The following is a 17,716-nucleotide window of genomic DNA, read 5'->3' as shown; positions in this document are numbered from 1 at the left end:
CTCGAATATGCAGCGCAGGTCATCTTCAAGTATAAAAAAGCTGAATTCAGGATTCAGCTTCAATATTTTTGACCGCAATCTGGCGCGCAGCTCCAAACTCAAACCGGTCTGGCCAGTTACAGACATCGGCCACCACACATTCATGACATTTGGGCTTGCGGGCAATACAGCAATAGCGGCCATGCAGAATTAGCCAGTGATGTGCATCAACGATAAATTCTTTGGGAATCACTTTCACCAGACGGTGTTCCACTTCCAGCACATTTTTACCCACCGCTAAACCGGTTCGGTTGCCGACACGGAAAATATGCGTGTCAACTGCCATGGTCGGTTGACCAAACGCTGTATTCAGCACCACATTGGCTGTTTTACGCCCCACACCCGGTAAGGCTTCCAGATCGGCCCGATTTTCCGGTACCTGGCTGTTGTGCTTTTCAATCAGGATTTTACAGGCCTTAATCACATTTTCCGCTTTGGAGTTATACAGGCCAATGGTCTTGATATAGTCCTTTAGCCCATCGACTCCCAGCGCATAAATTGCTTCCGGGGTATTCGCTACTGGAAATAATTTGTCTGTGGCTTTGTTCACGCTAACATCGGTGGCCTGCGCTGATAAGGTTACTGCCACCAGCAATTCAAACGGTGAGGAGAAATTCAGTTCGGTGGTTGGATGCGGCCGCTGTTCACGCAAGCGCTCAAAAAAGGTATAGACTTGCTTTCGGGTCAAGTTTTTTACCGGTTTGACTGCGCTGCTCATGAATTAGGCCTCTCCCTGTAAGTGCTGTAATTGTTGCTGAAGCTGCACCAGTTGCGCGCGCTTGTTGGCATCTTCACGCACACTCAGCTGTTTTTCTAATTTTTTGATCTGGGTTCTGAGCTTGGCCAGCTCAATGGTGGTTTTGGCATCGTGGGTGACAGCCGGATGATCGGCTTTTTCAACCATCTGGATTTCCGGTACGGCATCGGTCTGCTGCGAGAACTGGGCGAACAGCGCGGTATCAATCTCAGCACGCACCACGGGCCCTTTACGGTGCAGGCGGCGCAGCTCTTCACGCTGAATGTGCGCATAATAGCGCTGGCGTAAATCCTTCTGCTCGCTCATCCGTTCCACGTCTGTGGGTACGGGTTTGACATCTTCAACCAGATCAATACAGTCCACTGGGCAGGGTGGAATACACAGTTCACAGCCGGTACACAGGTCGGTCAGAATGCTGTGCATCAGTTTGCCGGAACCTAAAATGGCATCGACCGGGCAGGCATTAATACATTTGGTACAGCCAATACATTCATCTTCACGAATCACCGCTTTCATACGCTGCGGACGGCCATCGGACTGAATGGGCCAGACACTGGCTTCGGCGGTTAAGCATTCTCTGCCCAGCAGTTTGGCCAGCGCATCGGCAACCGGTTGACCGCCCGGTACACATTTATTGGCGGCTTCACCTTCGGCAATCGACTTTGCATAGGGTAAACATCCATCCCGATGTCCACATAAACCGCATTGGGTTTGAGGAAGCAGGGCATCAATATTCTGGATGAGAGCAATTTGCGAATTCATGTAAAAACCACGGCTGCGAAGGGCGCAGAGAAAGCGAACAATAAACCTGAGCCGCAGATTCTAGCATGTTTTCAAGCATTAAGCTTGTGTACAAAGTTGGACCATAATCTGCTTTATTTTTGGGCAAAATGGTCAATTTTAAATACATATTTGCTTACAAAAAATGGAATAATTTTTCAATTTTGATCAATCTAATTTATTGAAAATATGGATTAAATAAAGTTTTTTGAAAAAAACTATTGTAGATTGTTAACAAAAGATATTTAATATTTTGCGCCAAAATAAATCATTGATTGAAATTTTGCCCAATTTTGATCCAACATTCTGCTGAGGATTAAGCGTTGAAATATAACAGCCTTAACGATTTCCTAGATTACGTTAAAACACGTGATGCCTATCAACCAGAGTTTCTACAAGCAGTAGAAGAGGTGATGACCAGCCTGTGGCCATTCATTGAAAAGAATCCTCAATACGCTGCACATGGTCTGTTAGAGCGTTTAGTCGAGCCAGAACGTGCGATCCAGTTCCGCGTTTCCTGGGTAGATGATCAGGGTCAAACTCATGTGAACCGTGCGTTCCGTGTTCAATACAACTCGGCAATTGGTCCATTCAAAGGTGGTATGCGTTTTCACCCGTCAGTGAACTTGTCTATCCTGAAATTCTTAGGTTTTGAACAGACTTTCAAAAATGCCTTAACTACTTTGCCAATGGGCGGCGGTAAAGGCGGTTCAGACTTTGACCCTAAAGGTAAATCTGAAGGCGAAATCATGCGTTTCTGCCAGGCGTTAATGATCGAGCTTTATCGTCATTTAGGTTCAGACACAGATATCCCGGCGGGTGATATTGGTGTAGGTGGCCGTGAAGTTGGCTATATGGCCGGTATGATGAAAAAGCTGAGCAATGACACTTCATGTGTGTTCACGGGCAAAGGCTTAACATTTGGTGGTTCTTTGGCACGTCCAGAAGCAACAGGTTACGGTACAGTTTATTTCGCTGAGGAAATGCTGAAAACTCGTGGCGACAGCTTCAAAGACAAAGTCGTAGCAATCTCTGGTTCAGGTAACGTCGCGCAATACGCTGCTGAAAAAGCCATGTTCCTGGGCGCGAAAGTGGTTTCACTGTCTGACTCTAACGGTACTGTGTATGTGAAAGATGGTTTCACAGACGAATTGCTGAAAGAAGTGATGGATCTGAAAAACATCAAACGTGGCCGTATCTCTGAATTTGCGTCTAAACACGGTTTTGAATACTTGGAAGGCAAACGTCCTTGGGGTATCAAGTGTGACATCGCGCTGCCATGTGCAACTCAAAACGAGTTAAACAGTGAAGATGCTGAGGTATTACTGGCTAACGGTGCAATCTGTGTGGCTGAAGGTGCCAACATGCCGTCTACTTTAGACGCAGTTGAGAAATTCGTTGAGGCGAAAATTCTGTATGCACCAGGTAAAGCATCAAATGCTGGTGGTGTAGCGACTTCTGGTCTGGAAATGTCTCAAAACGCATTACGTTTGGGCTGGACGTTTGAAGAAGTAGATGAGCGTTTACACGCAATCATGAAAGAAATTCACCGTAACTGCGTGAAATACGGTACTCAGGAAGATGGTACTGTTAACTATGTAGACGGCGCAAACATTGCAGGCTTCGTAAAAGTTGCTGATGCAATGCTGGCTCAAGGCGTATACTAAGTTTTAACTGCGTATAAGCTGAAAAAACCGAGGCACTGACCTCGGTTTTTTTATGGGTTATTTTTTAAGATCTGCTGTTAATTGATCCGGCCAGTTTCAACCGTCATATCGTGTACATAGGCATATTTGGATTGATCAGCCGCCGGGTTTTTCAGTTCATAACGCTTGACCCGAATAATCTGGCGTTCATTCGGATTGTGCTGAAAGCCTTCAATTTGATCATAGAATAAAGTCCAGTCCTGATCAACTTGGGTTTTCAGACCCTGTTCATTGTATTTGACTTCGCGTACCTGCAAGCAGGTTTGTGGAGCAACGCCGGTACAGGCTTTGGTTTCCGGGGAAATTTCCAGGAAGATGGTTTCACCGGCCGACTGGTATTTGGTTTCCGGCGTCATTTTGCCCTGAAAAGTATGTTGCTGGCCATCTGCAGCGGTCAAGATTAAGCTCGGTTGTTGCGTATTTTTCATGTCCAGCTGCACGCTGACAGGTTTTTGGAACAGGGCAGCAGCAAAACGTTCCTGCTGCATGGCGCTGGCTTCACAGGCCATTTCGGTACTGATTAACATACCCACCTGTAACTGGTTGTTGTTAATCTGCCAGTTACCACCCATCTGGTTACAGCTGGTGCCAATACTTAAACGGCCATTGTCATTAAAATTCAGGGTCAGGGGTTTGGCTGCACCGGTATCTAAAGACCATTGGTAAGCGCTGACAATCTTATCGGTATTTTGTTGTTGTAATACAGACACTGCAAGATCTCCCGCACGTTGCAGATCACTACTCTGGCAAGCGGCCAAGCTTAAAGGGAAAAGTAAAATAGCTAAATATTTGAGTTTCATTTTATAAATAAAGCACTTATCGGAAATTTATCAGAATATAACCGATTTGCTATTTAAAAAAATGGATACATTTGCCCCTTTCCGGTTGCAAAATGTATCCATAAATAATTTTTTGTTAATAAATAATAAAAAGTTATGTTTGGTCGCGCTAGATTTTAGTCAAAACGGTAAATATCCATACCCAGTGCACCCATGGTAAAACTGCTATGCACAATACTAAAACGATGACCGGTGCCCATGCTAAAAAACAGGGGTGCCAGATGTTCGATAGAGGGATGGTTGCGATTGACATACGGAATGGTCGGCCAGTCCAGTACCGCATCATAGTCCTGATGTGCCAGTTTGCTGACCACATAATTACGGAAGGTCGAAGCCCATTCCGGCACCACGCTGTGCTGGTTGTCCCAAGATAGCTCTCTTAAATTGTGGGTAATACTACCTGAACCAATCAGCAGAATTTGGCGTTCACGTAACACCGCCAAGGTCTGGCCAATCTTGTACAGATCTGCAGCTTGCAGATGCATCGGCAACGACACTTCAATTACCGGAATGTCGGCTTCAGGATACATATGCAGCAATGGCATCCATACCCCATGATCGCGCGGGCGGGTGCTGTTGGCATGCGCATTAAAACCGGCATTGGCCAGTAGCTGTAATATTTCTTCGGCCAGTTCCGGTTGTCCTGGCGCCGGATAGCGAATCTGGTACAGCTCTTCCGGGAAGCCGCGGAAATCATGCCAAGTTTCTGGACGAATACCGGTGTTGACCTCAAGACTGCGACTTTCCCAATGCGCCGACATCACCACAATCGCCTGCGGTTTCGGCAGATTGGTGCTTAAACGGGCAAGTGCCGGCCCGACCTGTTCAGGATTGAGCGCGAGCATAGGCGAACCATGCGATATAAATAAGCCGGGAAGGGTCTGTAAATTCATAATGAAAGCCTATGTCACGATTCTGGTCCTATCATGTCAAAGCGACATGCTTTATTAAACCGGGTCGGGTTCAACAGAATGTTCTAAATACGAAACAATGGGTAGGGTTTTCTTAACCCGCCCGATGATAAGGATGATTATGGTTAATGCTCATGGCCCGGTACAGCTGTTCAATCAGCATCACTCGCACCAGTGGATGTGGCAGGGTCAGTTTAGATAAAGACCAGTGCCATGCTGCAGCTTTACGCACTGCTTCCGAATGACCATCCGGGCCGCCAATGGCCAAGGCAATATCATTGCCTTCCAGCATCCAGCCTTTCATGGTTTCAGCCAGTTTTTCGGTGCTGAATTCACGCCCACCCACTTCCAGTGCAATCAGGGTTTCATTGGCTTTCAGAGCATTTAAGATGCTATCACCTTCAATCTGCCGGTATTTTAAAATATCGGCTTCTGAATCATTTTTGCCACGTTTGGCCATCGGCAATTCAATAATCTGGGTTTGTACAAAAGGCTGTATACGTTTGAAATAATCTTCAAAACCAGTCAGTACCCAAGCCGGCATTTTTTGACCAATGGTCAGAATACGGATTTTCATAATAAAACAGGCAAGAAAATGAAAAGTAATTATAACCTTGAAAGCCGCTTGTGCAGGAGAAAAGACACAATTTGAAATTGTAATCTGTATGCTGCTGTTGCTTTAATGAGACACAGGACAATAAAACCTGCTTTTGTATGGAACAATAATAAATGTGGTTATTTCAACAGATTAAAAACGGTTTAGGGATATTGGGTTGTACTTTACTGCTGGGCTGGATGCAGCCGCTATCCGCCGCCATTTCATTATATGAACCGGCTGATCCGCAAAATTTGAAAGTCTATTTGCAGCAGATTATCGGGCCGCCGGGCGTGTACCGTAATCATAAAAATATTGAAGAATTGAACCGGGTTTCGGCCTGGATTAAAGAGCAGATGCGTTTATTCGGCATTCCATGCCAGTACCAGACTTATCCGGTGAATGGAAAAAGTTATCGCAATGTGGTCTGTCATTTAAAGGTTGGCCGTTCAGATCGGGTGATTTTAGGTGCGCATTATGATGTGCATGGCAACCAGAAGGGCGCTGATGACAATGCTTCCGGTGTGGCCGGATTAATTGAAATAGCGCGTATTTTAAGCCAGGAAAAAACCAAGCTGCCGCATAATGTCGAGTTTGTTTTTTATACCCTGCAAGAAGCACCGTATTATCAGACCGAGTTTATGGGCAGTCAGGTACATGCCAAATCTATTCTGGCCGAAAAAGAGCATATTCAGGCAGTCTATGTGCTGGAAATGATTGGCTACTATGATTCGCGTTTAATCCAGCAGTATCCGATGGGGTTAAAATGGATTTATCCAAGTCATGGCAATTATATTGCCGCGATCAGTAATTTTCAGTCCAATGCGCTGGGTGAGCAATACTGTCAACAGATGCGCCTGTTAGATAAATTGCAGTGTGAACGGCTGGTGATGCCGGCGTTTGTCAGTGCAGCCGGTTTCTCGGATCATCGCAGTTATTGGCAGCATGATATTCCGGCGCTACTGATTACCGATACTTCGCATTATCGTAATCCGAATTATCATACCGAAAAGGATACGCTGGATACTTTAAATGTCACCAAAATGGGCCAGGTGATTGATGGGCTGATTCATCAACTGCTCGGGGCGACGCCATAAGCGGCCATAAAAAACGCAGCCCTGAAATAGAGTAGGACTGCGGTCAAACAGGCCATTCATCTGGAGTTTGAATGGCCATACGATGAGCAGGAATAAAAAAAGAAACTTACAGCAATATGCTCTGTATTATTATAGATGGAGATGAACGGAAATTTTTCAAGTGGAACATTTCATCACCCGAAAACAACAAAAGAGAGCCGAAGCTCTCTTTTGTGGAGAAGATATGAAGGCACCACTTAGTGACGTGCAGCCTTACCCTCTTCTACCGGTTTTACAATCGGTGCTTTCACCAGTGGTTTTGGCATTGAGGTTAATGCCAGCGGTAAAATCTCATCAATGGATTTCACTGCTTTAATTTCCAGACCGTCTTTGACGTTATCCGGAATTTCCGCCAGGTCACGGACGTTTTCCTGTGGAATAAACACCAGTTTAATACCACCACGGTGTGCGGCTAACAGTTTCTCTTTCAAGCCACCAATGCGCATAGCACGACCACGCAAGCTGGTTTCACCGGTCATGGCAATATCCGGACGGATTGGAATACCGGTAAAGGCTGATACCAGCGCGGTAGTTAGCGCCAGACCTGCCGATGGACCATCTTTTGGTGTAGCACCTTCAGGTAAATGCACGTGTACATCGGTTTCAGCAAAGACTGAAGACTCAATGCCTAAAGAGTCGGCACGGGTACGCACCACAGTCATGGCTGCTTTAATCGACTCCTGCATGACATCACCGAGTGAACCGGTGGTAATGAAAGTACCTTTGCCTTTCATGGTCGCCACTTCAATGGTCAGTAATTCACCGCCCACAGAGGTCCAGGCCAAGCCATTCACGCGACCCACTTCTGCTTCTTCTTCCGCCATGCCGAAGTCGAATTTGTGTGGACCCAAGTAGTCTGGCAAGTTGCCCGCGTTGACCTCAACCTGCAGGTTTTTGGCTTTTTTGCTGACCGCTTCTTTGACCACTTTACGTGCAATTTTGGACACTTCACGTTCCAGGCTACGCACACCGGCTTCACGGGTATAACGACGTACGATGTCACGAATTGCTTCTTCATGTACGGTCAGTTCTTTGCCACGTAAACCGTTATTCTTGATGGCTTTTGGCACCAGATAACGATCGGCAATATTCACTTTTTCTTCTTCGGTATAACCCGGAAGACGAATCACTTCCATACGATCCAGAAGTGCTTCAGGAATATTCATGCTGTTGGCGGTACAGATAAACATCACTTCAGACAGGTCCAGGTCCAGATCTAAATAGTGATCATTGAACTTGTTGTTCTGTGATGGATCGAGTACTTCCAGCATCGCCGAGGCAGGATCGCCACGGTAATCTTGTGCCATCTTGTCAATTTCGTCGAGCAGGAACAGCGGGTTCTTGACGCCAACCTTGGTTAAAGACTGCACAATTTTACCTGGCATCGCGCCAATATAGGTACGACGGTGACCACGGATTTCCGCTTCATCACGTACGCCGCCCAGCGCCATACGTACAAATTCACGGCCAGTGGCTTTGGCAATTGATTCACCTAAAGAGGTTTTACCAACACCTGGAGGACCTACCAGACACAGAATAGGACCACGCAGTTTTTTCACGCGTGATTGAACAGCCAGATATTCCACAATGCGTTCTTTGACTTCGTCCAGACCATAATGATCGGCATCCAGAATTTCCTGCGCTTTATTCAGGTTGATGCTGACTTTGCTGGCCTTGTTCCACGGCGTATCCAGAATCACTTCAAGATAGTTGCGGACCACCGCCGCTTCACTTGATGCCGGTTGCATGGCTTTTAACTTGCGCAGTTCAGACTCGGCTTTTTTACGCACGTGTTCCGGTAAATCGGCTTCGGCCAAACGTTTTTCAATTTCCGCAACGTCATCTTCCGCACCGCCATTCATATCGGAAAGTTCGCGCTGAATGACTTTCATTTTTTCATTCAGGAAGTATTCGCGCTGGTTTTTTTCCATCTGGCGTTTGACAGAATCATGCAGGGTTTGCTCAATCTGCTGTTCTTCAGACTGTTGCAGCAAATAGGTCATGAGTTCCTGTAAATGTGCTTCGAATTGGTCATGTTCCAGGAATTTTTGTTTTACTTCAATATTCAATGGAACACGGGTCGCAACGAAGAACAATAACTGTAGTAGATCTTCAATCTTGTTGGCCGCAGTGATCAATTCACGTGCATTACGCAGTTTGGCTTCTGCATATTGAGCGAAAAGCGCACGTAATTCCTGCAGACGTAAAGCTTGGGTGTCTGCATCGACGTTAATTGTCATTGGGCTCAGTTCATGCTCTGCTGTCAGATACTCATTTTCGTCAATGATTGTTTTCAACTTGGCACGGTGCAGACCTTCAATCAGGACTTTGATGCAGTTCTCATCATTTTCGTGATTCACAACTTGCACAATCTTCGCGACAGTACCGTATTGATATAAATTGTCGTGATCAATTTCTTCTGTAAGCGAATCTTTTTGCGCAACTACAAATACTAGATTGTCACTGTTACGAGCCACATCAACTGCATTGATCGATTTTTCACGACCTACAAATAGCGCAATTTGCATGTGCGGATAAACCACCACGTCACGTAGCGCTAAAAGCGGTAATACACTTGGAACCTGAGGCTCTAAGGTTTGTTCATTCATAATAATTTCAGACATGGGCACTCCTAATGAGTGACAACGGTGTTGCCATGTTTTTTATAGTGATGGGTAATTTAAAAATTACAAGGGCCGAAGTCTATAAATTGTTGGAAATTTAGCTAAGTTGATGATTTTAATTCATTGTTAATGATTATAAATCGCAAACTTGCGCTGAAAAGAATATTGGAAATGTGGACTGATCAGGGCATCTAACGGCTGATCCCAGGCCTCACGCGCCAAAGGGACATCCACAATCTGGAAATCATGACACAGCCCGACCCGCAGCGGTGTGGTCGGGGCGCTGGCCAGCGTTTTATCATAATAGCCGCCGCCCATCCCAATCCGGGTTCCGTGCCGGTCACAGGCCAGTAAAGGCATCAAGAGCAGATCAAGTTCGGAGACATGCTGGCCACGACTGGCCATCGGTTCCTGCATACCCAAACGATGGTAGGCAAAGCGTTTATTACGATATTGACCTTGCTGGATACGCACCCAGACCAGCCGGTCATTCATATTACAGATCATTGGTAAATACACCTGTTTACCTTGGGCAAAACAGAGTTCAATGATTTTAGTGGTATGAATTTCACCAAAGGCATGTAAATACACGCCAATTTTCTGAGCCTGCCGATACGCCGGCCATGCACGTAACCGCTGCAATACCTGCTGCTCAGCCTGACGTTGCTGAAAGCGGTTTAACTGGCGGCGTTGTTTGCGCAGCTGTTTACGGAGCTGGATCAGGTCGTGGGTCACAGAGCAGGGCATAAAAACAAGTGGTGCCCGCAGTTTAATCCTTTCTGCACAACTTGCAAAGGGAGCAGGACCGTTACAGATTTTCACTAATAAGATGTATTGCAAAAACCGGAGCTTATTGATGCTCGATCTGCAAGATCAAATGGGCTTCCGTCGGATTTTACAGCAAGCGGATAGATTTCTAGGGCCTGTTGTCTTTATGCTGATGCAGTGTTGATACGTGAGTATGACAAGAACAAATTAAAAATGAACACATGGTTAGGAAAACAATAACATGGACTATAAAAATACCCTGCGTAAATATCTGCTGCCGGCCGTTTGTGCTGTCACGGCACTCAGCGCCAACGTTGCTCAGGCAGCCTCTACAGAAATGCCTGCACCGGCCAATTCCAAACAGGTTTTCTTTGTGGGCAATAACTGGGATGGAACGGTCACAGTGATTCGTCCTTCCGGTGATTTTGGCAAGATTGGGGTGGTGAATATGATTCCGGACCGCAAACAGCGGCTGCTGGAAATTCATTTAAATCCAATCAAGCTAATTGCCTATACCTACATTCAGCAAACCGCGGGCGAGGGCAATGACCAGCTGGTCGATGATATGTACTCCACTCCAGATGGCCAGTCAATTGTGGCCTCGCGGCCAAGCTTTGCCGATGTGGTGTCAATTAATATCAAAACCGGAAAAATTAACTGGCGCACACCGGTAGAAGGCTTCCGTGCGGATCATATGGCGGTATCACCAGATGGTCAGCGTGTGGCGGTGTCAGCTTCTTCTGGTAATGTGGTGCATGTCTTGGACATTCATACCGGTAAAGAGCTGGGCCGTTTTGCAACGGGCGATAAGCCCCATGAAAACATCTATTTTGCCAATGGCAGCAAAATTCTGAACTCGGCGATTGGGAATGTGGAAACCTCACTCGATGCACAGTGGCAGGATTTCACCAAGGGCAAACGCTATATTACCATCGCCGATGCCAATACCTATAAGGTGCTGAAAAAAATTGATTTGCGTCCGGCTTTAGATGCTTTTGGACGTAAAGACCTGTCGAACTCGGTACGTCCGATGGTGTTCAGTAAAGATGAAAGCAAGCTCTATGCGCAGGTATCTTTCTTTAATGGTCTGGTCGAATATGATTTAAATCAGGACAAGATTACTCGCATCGCCCAGCTGCCGGGCAGTAGCACTATTCCTAAAGACCGGACCAAATGGGTCAATGACTCGCGCCATCATGGTTTATCCATTAGTGCCGATGGGGAAAAGCTCTGTGTAGCAGGCACCATGGATGACTATGCCACTATTGTGGACAGACGTACTTTGCAGGCCACTCAGCTCATTCCGGCCGGTAAACCGTATTGGGCTACGCGCAGTCCAGATGGCAAAAGCTGTGTAATTTCAGAAAGTGAAACTGATGTAGTGACCGTGATTGATTTTGCAACGGGCAATAAAGTGCTGAGTGTGCCAGTGGGGAACCATCCGCAACGGGTTCGTGTTGGTTATGTGCCAGCCGACTGGTCGACGCCTTAATGGTTGAGCTGTGAGGAGGAGTCAGACAGCAGCAGGAATGCGCTGGCTGATTCTGCTCGTTGATTATGCCTATGAAAAAAATCAATCTTGGATTGTGGCTTGGAATTGGCCTGTTGGTGCTGTTAACCGGATTGATCTTGTGGTTTTTCCGGCCAGTATCGCAACAGGCTGTTGCTAAACCCAAGCCAGTTTCATCCTCTGTTACTGCTGTGAATCCAGCGGTAGATGTAAGTCAGGCAGAGCCGAATGTTTCTGAATCGGTAGTGGAGACCAGTACAGAGCATTCACCTGAATTGTTGGCACGCCGTGAGCAGTTATATCGGCAATTTGCTGAAATCAGTACTGGCTTTGGGCAGGGGCAAAAGCCGGAGTTGCGCGCCGTTAGTCAATTGCTGGCAGAGCAGAAAGCGCTGGTGGCAGCAAACGTTGTGCAAAAACCAGAAGCTATCAGCCTGCTGGATTTTTTACAGCAGATATTACCTGAAATGAGTCATGAAATTGAGCAGAATAAAAGGGAAATTGAAGGGATTAAATAGCAAGAAAAGTTAAATATTTATTAAGATGGTAATAGAGATAAGATTAAGACTTTTCAACCGCACCACAGCATCTCTCATCTTCCGCAAGAGCAGCGTGGCTATTTGTTAGTACAACTAAAAATGGTCAAATTAAAACCTTAATTTTAGATATCAAAATATAAAATTATGATAAAGTGATACATATCACGCTTTTTTGTCTGGTTTGGGGTTAGTGTTGCTAAAGCGTTTACTTTTATCACTAAGGCTAAATCTGCGTAAACTGATTCTGTACTCGACCATTTTAAGTGTGTCGGGCTTATTCGTGGTGAGCTTGTTTATTTTGAATTATGTGATTAAAGATCAGTTAATTCAAAACTCGCTATCAGTAAATGAAAAATATGCAGAAAAAATAGCGGTCAGCGCCAACCAGCACTTTAGTGATATGCTTAAAGAGCTGGAATATAGCGCCAAACAATTAGAACAGGATATTAATAATCCGGAATTAACCTATGCCGAAGTGAAGCGGCTCAAATATCAGTCAGATAATTTTAACAGCATTTTACTGGTCGATCCTCAACAGCAGATGCTGGCCTATGCACCCAAAAGTTTAGCTTTAAGTTTTCAGCAAACCTATAGCACGCCCGGAATTATTGAGTCCTTACAGCAGAAAAAAACCTATATTTCATCGCCTTACTGGTCGGTAAAGGGCAATCTGGTCATTCTGATGTCACAGCCAATTTATCATCAGCAGCAGTATCTGGGCATGATTAGCGGGACCATTTATCTACAACAGAAAAATGTCATTAATGACATGCTCTCGACCCAATATGATTATAAAAACAGTCATCTGTATGTACTGGATCAGGATGACCGGATTATTTTCCATCCCGATGAAAATCGTATTGGCGAAAAAATTATCAATAATAGCGGACTGGCTTATATTCGACAGCATCAGAAAGGTTCCATTCAGCTGACCAACAGTTTGGGTGTCGATAATCTTGCCGGTTTTGCCCATATTCCCAGTGTCAACTGGATCGTGATTTCACAGCAACCAACAGATGCCTTGCTGGCACAAGCGCATACTTTACTGTTCAAAGTATCGGTGGGCATTTTTATTTTCTATCTGTTTATCTTTTTGCTGGTCTGGTGGATTTCCAACTTTATTTCATCGCCTTTAAACCGCTTGGCCAAAATGGCCAGTATGCTGAATCAGCATGATATTCAGGATAAAATTAAAAAAGTCGATCCCTGGTATTTCGAGGTTTTAAAGTTTAGAACCTCATTATTAATGAGTTCGGAAAGCTTTAGTCATCGGATTGCGGAGTTAAAACAGCATGTCAATACTGACCCATTGACAGGTTTATATAACCGTCGTGGTATGCAATTATTTTTAAATGAATTGCTAGATACTTGTACGGAATTTGCAGTATTAGCCATTGATATTGATTTTTTTAAGAAAATTAATGATCAGTATGGGCATGATCAAGGTGACGTGGTACTAAAAACGCTCGCGCAAATAATGCAAACTAATTTTAGGGAACATGATATTTGCTGTCGTAGTGGTGGCGAAGAATTTTTGGTACTGATGACCACGGCAGATCCGCTTGTAGCACATAAAGCCGCTGAACGACTCAGACTAACCATGCAAGACAACCAGATTAACCAGATGGGACAAATCACGATTTCTATTGGCATCGCGTTCTGGCCAAAAGATGCCGTCGATGTGGCTGCAGTACTAAAAATTGCAGATAATAAACTTTATGAAGCAAAACATAGTGGGCGGAATTGCATCCGTTCTACAGTCAAGTCGTCTGCTTAAAAATTTTGCTGAACTGCAATCTTGTGAAGATGTTAATCAAATCGATCTTACTGATTTAATTCGGGATGGCGTTCTTTTAAGATGGGTTGTATCTACAAGAGGGCTTAACGGTTAGTTGGAAGCTTTAAAAGATTAGAGTGAGAGAATCATTACTTATAAAAAAGAGGAAATATAGAAATTCTGAGGACTGAATAGAGGATAAATCAGCTAAACCCTCCGACGGTGCCGCTGCATGTGTCGTTACCCTGAACCCGATGAGTTCAAGGTGGACGCGACGTATACTTGCTGGGCTTCCCACTCAGGGTGGGCATGCACTCTAAATATACAGAACGCAATCCATAAGTTTAAGTATCGGCAGGGGAATAGACCTGCTGGCGAACACCTCAGAGTTAGACTCAGTATAAAGGATTCAGCTTTAGACGCAAACCTATCGGCCTACAGAACTGTAAATTTAAGTGTCATTTGCACAGGCTTTATGCAAGTCAAAGCCTTATTCGGTCAGTGTTTCGACTTCTTCCAGAATTGTGGCCAGCAAGCGTTCACAATGGGCATATTCCTGCAGGGACTTGTTCATCGACAGTACTTCCTGCATCAGCTCTAAGGCCACCATAATAATCAGCTTGCTTGGTTCCATACGTGGTGCTTTACGACGGAATTCATCATATTTTTCATTCAGCAATTCTGCTGCACGTTCCAGATCCGCCCGTTTTTCAAGAGTCGTGGCCAGCTTGAAACTGTGTCCTAAAACGCGTAAATCTACAGGAATTTGTTCACTCATGCTTAAGCTTCCTCGCTGACATCAGTTGGATGGGCCAATTGCTGAATTTCCTGGGCATTCTGGTCTTGTGCAGTTCCTAAAATGGCCAGACGCTGAATAATTGCCTCGACTTTGGCTTTGGCATGTTCATTCTTCTGCAATAAACGTTCACGTTCTTGCTGCAAAGATTGGACATTCTGCAAAGTCTGACGCTGTTCATTCTGCAACTTTTCTTTAATGACGCGTAGCTCGTTACGTTCGGCCAGCAATTCCTGAAAGCGGTTTTTAAGATCGGTGCAGCTTTTTTCCAGACGGCTATAACGGTCCGCCAGTGCGGTCGCATCCTGATTCAACTGCTGAAATTGGGCCTGACTGGTACTGAGCTGTTCACTTAAAGACTCAATTTCTTCTTGTTTTTGGGTAATCACCCCATTTCTTTGCACAATTTGTGCATGATGCTGCTCTTCAGCCTGTTGCTTGGCTTCAGCTAAAGATTGAGTTTCACTCTCATAATGCGCAAGTCGTGTTTTTAAAACACCAATATGCGCCTGTAGACGCTGTAATTCTTCTAACATATCGTGGTCGCACAGTCTTGCAAACAAAGGTAATATATACGAAGTATAGAGATTGGATAAGCGAATGCAAGACGATATTTCAGGTTGGTCCGAATGGTACCGCAATTTTTTCACGATTGAAGAAATTTCAAGTCCAAGTGAGTTACATGGTTTACTGACCGGTATAGTTTGTGTGACAAATGCACCAACTGAAGCCGAGTGGCAACAGATTCTGGCGACCCTGAATGTGCCCGAACTTAGCCCGGAAGCGCTGGATATTTTAACCGGCGAAGCGGAAGATGTAGCGCATGCTTTATCTGAAGATGAACTGGATTATCTGCCCCTGTTACCGGATGATGAACACATATTACAAGAGCGGGTACAGGCGCTGGCTGACTGGTGTGCCGGCGTGGTACTGGGCTTTGGCCTGGCGTCCGGACATATCCGCAGTGATGAGCTGGAGCTGATTGAACATCTGCAAGATGTGGCAGCAGTCGAGTTTGAAGACTCGGACAATGACGAAGAAGGCGAAGAAAGCTATCAGGAATTATATGAATTTGTCCGCCTGATTCCGGTCAGCCTGTCGGTTGGCCGCAAGAAAATAGCGGTTGATGAAAGTTCTTTGTTACAAAACGTACATGCCAAGTCACGTCAGGTGGCTGCGCCAGAAAGCGGCAGTATTGTTGAAATGTTTACCCCACATCGTCCGAGCTGATTCGGGCGATACCATCCTCCCTTTATTTAGGCTGCGAAGAAAAATTAATGAAGAAACTGACCCAGGTAGAATTTAAAGAACGTCGTGACCGTCTGGCTGAACTGATGGGCCCCCACAGTATTGCCATTATTGCCACCAGTCCGGTGGCCATGCGTAACCGGGATGCTGACTATAAATATCGAACGGACAGCAGTTTCTTCTACTTGACCGGCTTTGCAGAACCTGAAGCGGTCGCGGTCATTGAAACCTATGAATCTATAGATGAAGGCTATACCTATAGCCTGTTTTGCCGCGAACGTAACCGGGAGATGGAAATCTGGAATGGCTATCGCGCCGGTATTGATGGTGCCATTGAACAGTATGAGGCCGATGAAGCCTATGCCATTGACCTGCTCGATGAAGAAATTCTGGAAAAACTGCTGGATAAAGACCAGCTCTTTTACCGTATTGGACAGAATGCCGAATTTGATGCGCGGGTGGCCAAATGGATTGCAGCTGCCAATGGCGAAAGCCGCCGTGGCACCTCGGCACCAGCGCAGGTGGTGCAGCTCGACCGTCTGGTCGATGAAATGCGTTTGCACAAAGACACCAAAGAGCTGGAACTGATGCAAATTGCGGCAGATATTTCTGCCGAAGCGCATACCCGGGCCATGCAAACGGTACGCCCCGGCATGATGGAATATGCGCTGGAAGCCGAACTGAACTATGTATTTGGCCGAAATGGCTGTGTTCCATCCTATAACAGTATTGTTGGTGGTGGTGAAAATGCCTGCATTCTGCACTATGTAGAGAACGACAAAGAACTGAAAGATGGCGATTTGGTGTTAATTGATGCCGCCTGTGAATATCAGTTCTATGCTTCGGATATTACCCGAACCTTTCCGGTGAATGGCAAATTCAGCCCCGAGCAAAAAGCGCTGTATAACCTTGTACTAGATGCTCAGCTTGCAGCAATTAATGCCGTACAGATTGGCAACTCCTATAAAGAACCACACCATGTGGCGGTACGTATTCTGGTGCAGGGCCTGCTTGATTTAGGCATTATGCAGGGTGATCTGGACGAGATTATTGCGTCAGAAAGCTATCGTCAGTTCTATATGCATGGTACAGGCCACTGGCTGGGCATGGATGTGCATGATGTCGGAACTTATAAGGTTGATGGCGAATGGCGTGCTTATGAAGCCGGTATGGTGGTTACGGTTGAGCCGGGTCTATACATTGCTCCGGATGATGAAACGGTAGATCCAAAATGGCGTGGCATTGGCATCCGGATTGAAGATGATATTGTCGCGACCAAAAATGGACCACTGAACTTAACTGCGAAAGTAGTGAAAACTGTAGACGAGATTGAAGCGTTGATGGCTGCGACCAAATAAAAGCCGTACAGCTCAAAAGCCGGTCAGAAGATCGGCTTTTTTGATTTTGAATCAGCGTTAATGGGTTAAATAGAGATAGACATCCAGACTAATGAACGAAAATATGCCAAACCCATTTAAAAATATTGCCAACGCTATGAGGAAATACATAGCCTAAAACAAAACAGCAAATGACTGTAAAAATTACAATATGGGCTGAGCTTATTGTAAGGCTGAGATAGAGGGATGAAAAAATTGCTAACCCTAGCCCCAAAAAAATCCCGGCGACAGCGTAGTAAAATGCTGTAATAAAACGTTCAGTATGATCCATTTATTATCCTAACATTCTAATTA

At 45.4% G+C, this 17,716-nt stretch carries 16 protein-coding genes and 1 other RNA gene; 7 read left to right on the top strand and 10 right to left on the bottom strand.

All coding sequences use genetic code 11. The annotated features are described in order from the left end of the window. Positions 1 to 46 precede the first annotated feature (46 nt). Positions 47 to 757, bottom strand: a complete 711-nt coding sequence (gene nth, locus FTU86_RS00805; RefSeq protein ID WP_045796358.1) for an endonuclease III — start codon at positions 755 to 757, stop codon at positions 47 to 49. A gap of 3 nt (positions 758 to 760) precedes the next feature. Next, positions 761 to 1,558 carry an RnfABCDGE type electron transport complex subunit B gene (locus tag FTU86_RS00800; RefSeq protein ID WP_180036473.1) on the bottom strand — a complete coding sequence of 266 codons (798 nt, stop codon included), beginning with the start codon at positions 1,556 to 1,558 and terminating at the stop codon, positions 761 to 763. Positions 1,559 to 1,899: 341 nt separating this feature from the next. Between FTU86_RS00800 and gdhA the strand changes: the two genes are divergently transcribed. After that, on the top strand, positions 1,900 to 3,243 hold the full coding sequence (gdhA, locus tag FTU86_RS00795; RefSeq protein ID WP_160232379.1) for an NADP-specific glutamate dehydrogenase: 1,344 nt from the start codon (positions 1,900 to 1,902) through the stop codon (positions 3,241 to 3,243). Positions 3,244 to 3,320: 77 nt separating this feature from the next. On the opposite strand, the gene FTU86_RS00790 is transcribed toward gdhA, so the two are convergent. From FTU86_RS00790 to rlmH, 3 genes are all read right to left on the bottom strand, one after another. Continuing rightward, positions 3,321 to 4,082: an META and DUF4377 domain-containing protein gene (locus FTU86_RS00790; protein WP_016659258.1), complete on the bottom strand. Its 762-nt coding sequence runs from the start codon at positions 4,080 to 4,082 to the stop codon at positions 3,321 to 3,323. A gap of 155 nt (positions 4,083 to 4,237) precedes the next feature. Further along, positions 4,238 to 5,014: a dioxygenase gene (locus tag FTU86_RS00785; RefSeq protein WP_180036472.1), complete on the bottom strand. Its 777-nt coding sequence runs from the start codon at positions 5,012 to 5,014 to the stop codon at positions 4,238 to 4,240. Positions 5,015 to 5,126: 112 nt separating this feature from the next. Next, entirely contained in the window at positions 5,127 to 5,609 is a 483-nt protein-coding gene (gene rlmH / locus FTU86_RS00780; protein ID WP_005179274.1) for a 23S rRNA (pseudouridine(1915)-N(3))-methyltransferase RlmH, read from the bottom strand. Positions 5,610 to 5,761: 152 nt separating this feature from the next. Here rlmH and FTU86_RS00775 point away from each other — a divergent pair, with 152 nt between their 5' ends. After that, positions 5,762 to 6,724 carry a M28 family peptidase gene (locus FTU86_RS00775; protein WP_005179272.1) on the top strand — a complete coding sequence of 321 codons (963 nt, stop codon included), beginning with the start codon at positions 5,762 to 5,764 and terminating at the stop codon, positions 6,722 to 6,724. Positions 6,725 to 6,960: 236 nt separating this feature from the next. On the opposite strand, the gene lon is transcribed toward FTU86_RS00775, so the two are convergent. Then, positions 6,961 to 9,387: an endopeptidase La gene (lon, locus tag FTU86_RS00770; RefSeq protein ID WP_180036471.1), complete on the bottom strand. Its 2,427-nt coding sequence runs from the start codon at positions 9,385 to 9,387 to the stop codon at positions 6,961 to 6,963. Between the two features lie 126 nt (positions 9,388 to 9,513). After that, positions 9,514 to 10,134, bottom strand: a complete 621-nt coding sequence (locus tag FTU86_RS00765; RefSeq protein WP_016659255.1) for a 5-formyltetrahydrofolate cyclo-ligase — start codon at positions 10,132 to 10,134, stop codon at positions 9,514 to 9,516. Positions 10,135 to 10,396: 262 nt separating this feature from the next. Here FTU86_RS00765 and FTU86_RS00760 point away from each other — a divergent pair, with 262 nt between their 5' ends. From FTU86_RS00760 to FTU86_RS00750, 3 genes are all read left to right on the top strand, one after another. Next, positions 10,397 to 11,647, top strand: coding sequence for a YncE family protein (locus FTU86_RS00760; RefSeq protein ID WP_180036470.1), 1,251 nt, complete (start codon positions 10,397 to 10,399; stop codon positions 11,645 to 11,647). 71 nt (positions 11,648 to 11,718) lie between these two features. Continuing rightward, on the top strand, positions 11,719 to 12,183 hold the full coding sequence (locus FTU86_RS00755) for a hypothetical protein (RefSeq protein WP_180036469.1): 465 nt from the start codon (positions 11,719 to 11,721) through the stop codon (positions 12,181 to 12,183). Positions 12,184 to 12,397: 214 nt separating this feature from the next. Further along, positions 12,398 to 13,981 (top strand): sensor domain-containing diguanylate cyclase, encoded by a 1,584-nt coding sequence (locus tag FTU86_RS00750; RefSeq protein ID WP_257222133.1) that lies wholly within the window; start codon positions 12,398 to 12,400, stop codon positions 13,979 to 13,981. 209 nt (positions 13,982 to 14,190) lie between these two features. On the opposite strand, the gene ssrS is transcribed toward FTU86_RS00750, so the two are convergent. From ssrS to FTU86_RS00735, 3 genes are all read right to left on the bottom strand, one after another. Beyond that, a non-coding RNA gene (gene ssrS, locus FTU86_RS00745) (6S RNA) lies at positions 14,191 to 14,374 on the bottom strand. Positions 14,375 to 14,471: 97 nt separating this feature from the next. Further along, positions 14,472 to 14,759: a cell division protein ZapA gene (locus FTU86_RS00740; RefSeq protein ID WP_005179243.1), complete on the bottom strand. Its 288-nt coding sequence runs from the start codon at positions 14,757 to 14,759 to the stop codon at positions 14,472 to 14,474. 2 nt (positions 14,760 to 14,761) lie between these two features. Then, a complete protein-coding gene (locus FTU86_RS00735) occupies positions 14,762 to 15,313 on the bottom strand; it encodes a hypothetical protein (protein ID WP_005179239.1) in 552 nt (183 codons plus the stop codon). Positions 15,314 to 15,377: 64 nt separating this feature from the next. Here FTU86_RS00735 and FTU86_RS00730 point away from each other — a divergent pair, with 64 nt between their 5' ends. Continuing rightward, positions 15,378 to 16,007 carry a UPF0149 family protein gene (locus tag FTU86_RS00730; protein ID WP_180048295.1) on the top strand — a complete coding sequence of 210 codons (630 nt, stop codon included), beginning with the start codon at positions 15,378 to 15,380 and terminating at the stop codon, positions 16,005 to 16,007. A gap of 47 nt (positions 16,008 to 16,054) precedes the next feature. Then, on the top strand, positions 16,055 to 17,383 hold the full coding sequence (gene pepP, locus FTU86_RS00725; protein ID WP_168399678.1) for a Xaa-Pro aminopeptidase: 1,329 nt from the start codon (positions 16,055 to 16,057) through the stop codon (positions 17,381 to 17,383). Positions 17,384 to 17,716 lie beyond the last annotated feature (333 nt).

The sequence above is a fragment of the Acinetobacter sp. YH12155 genome (assembly GCF_013418255.1).
In the GTDB taxonomy this organism is placed as follows: Bacteria; Pseudomonadota; Gammaproteobacteria; order Pseudomonadales; family Moraxellaceae; genus Acinetobacter; species Acinetobacter indicus.
This window is presented reverse-complemented; position numbering and strand designations above follow the sequence as displayed.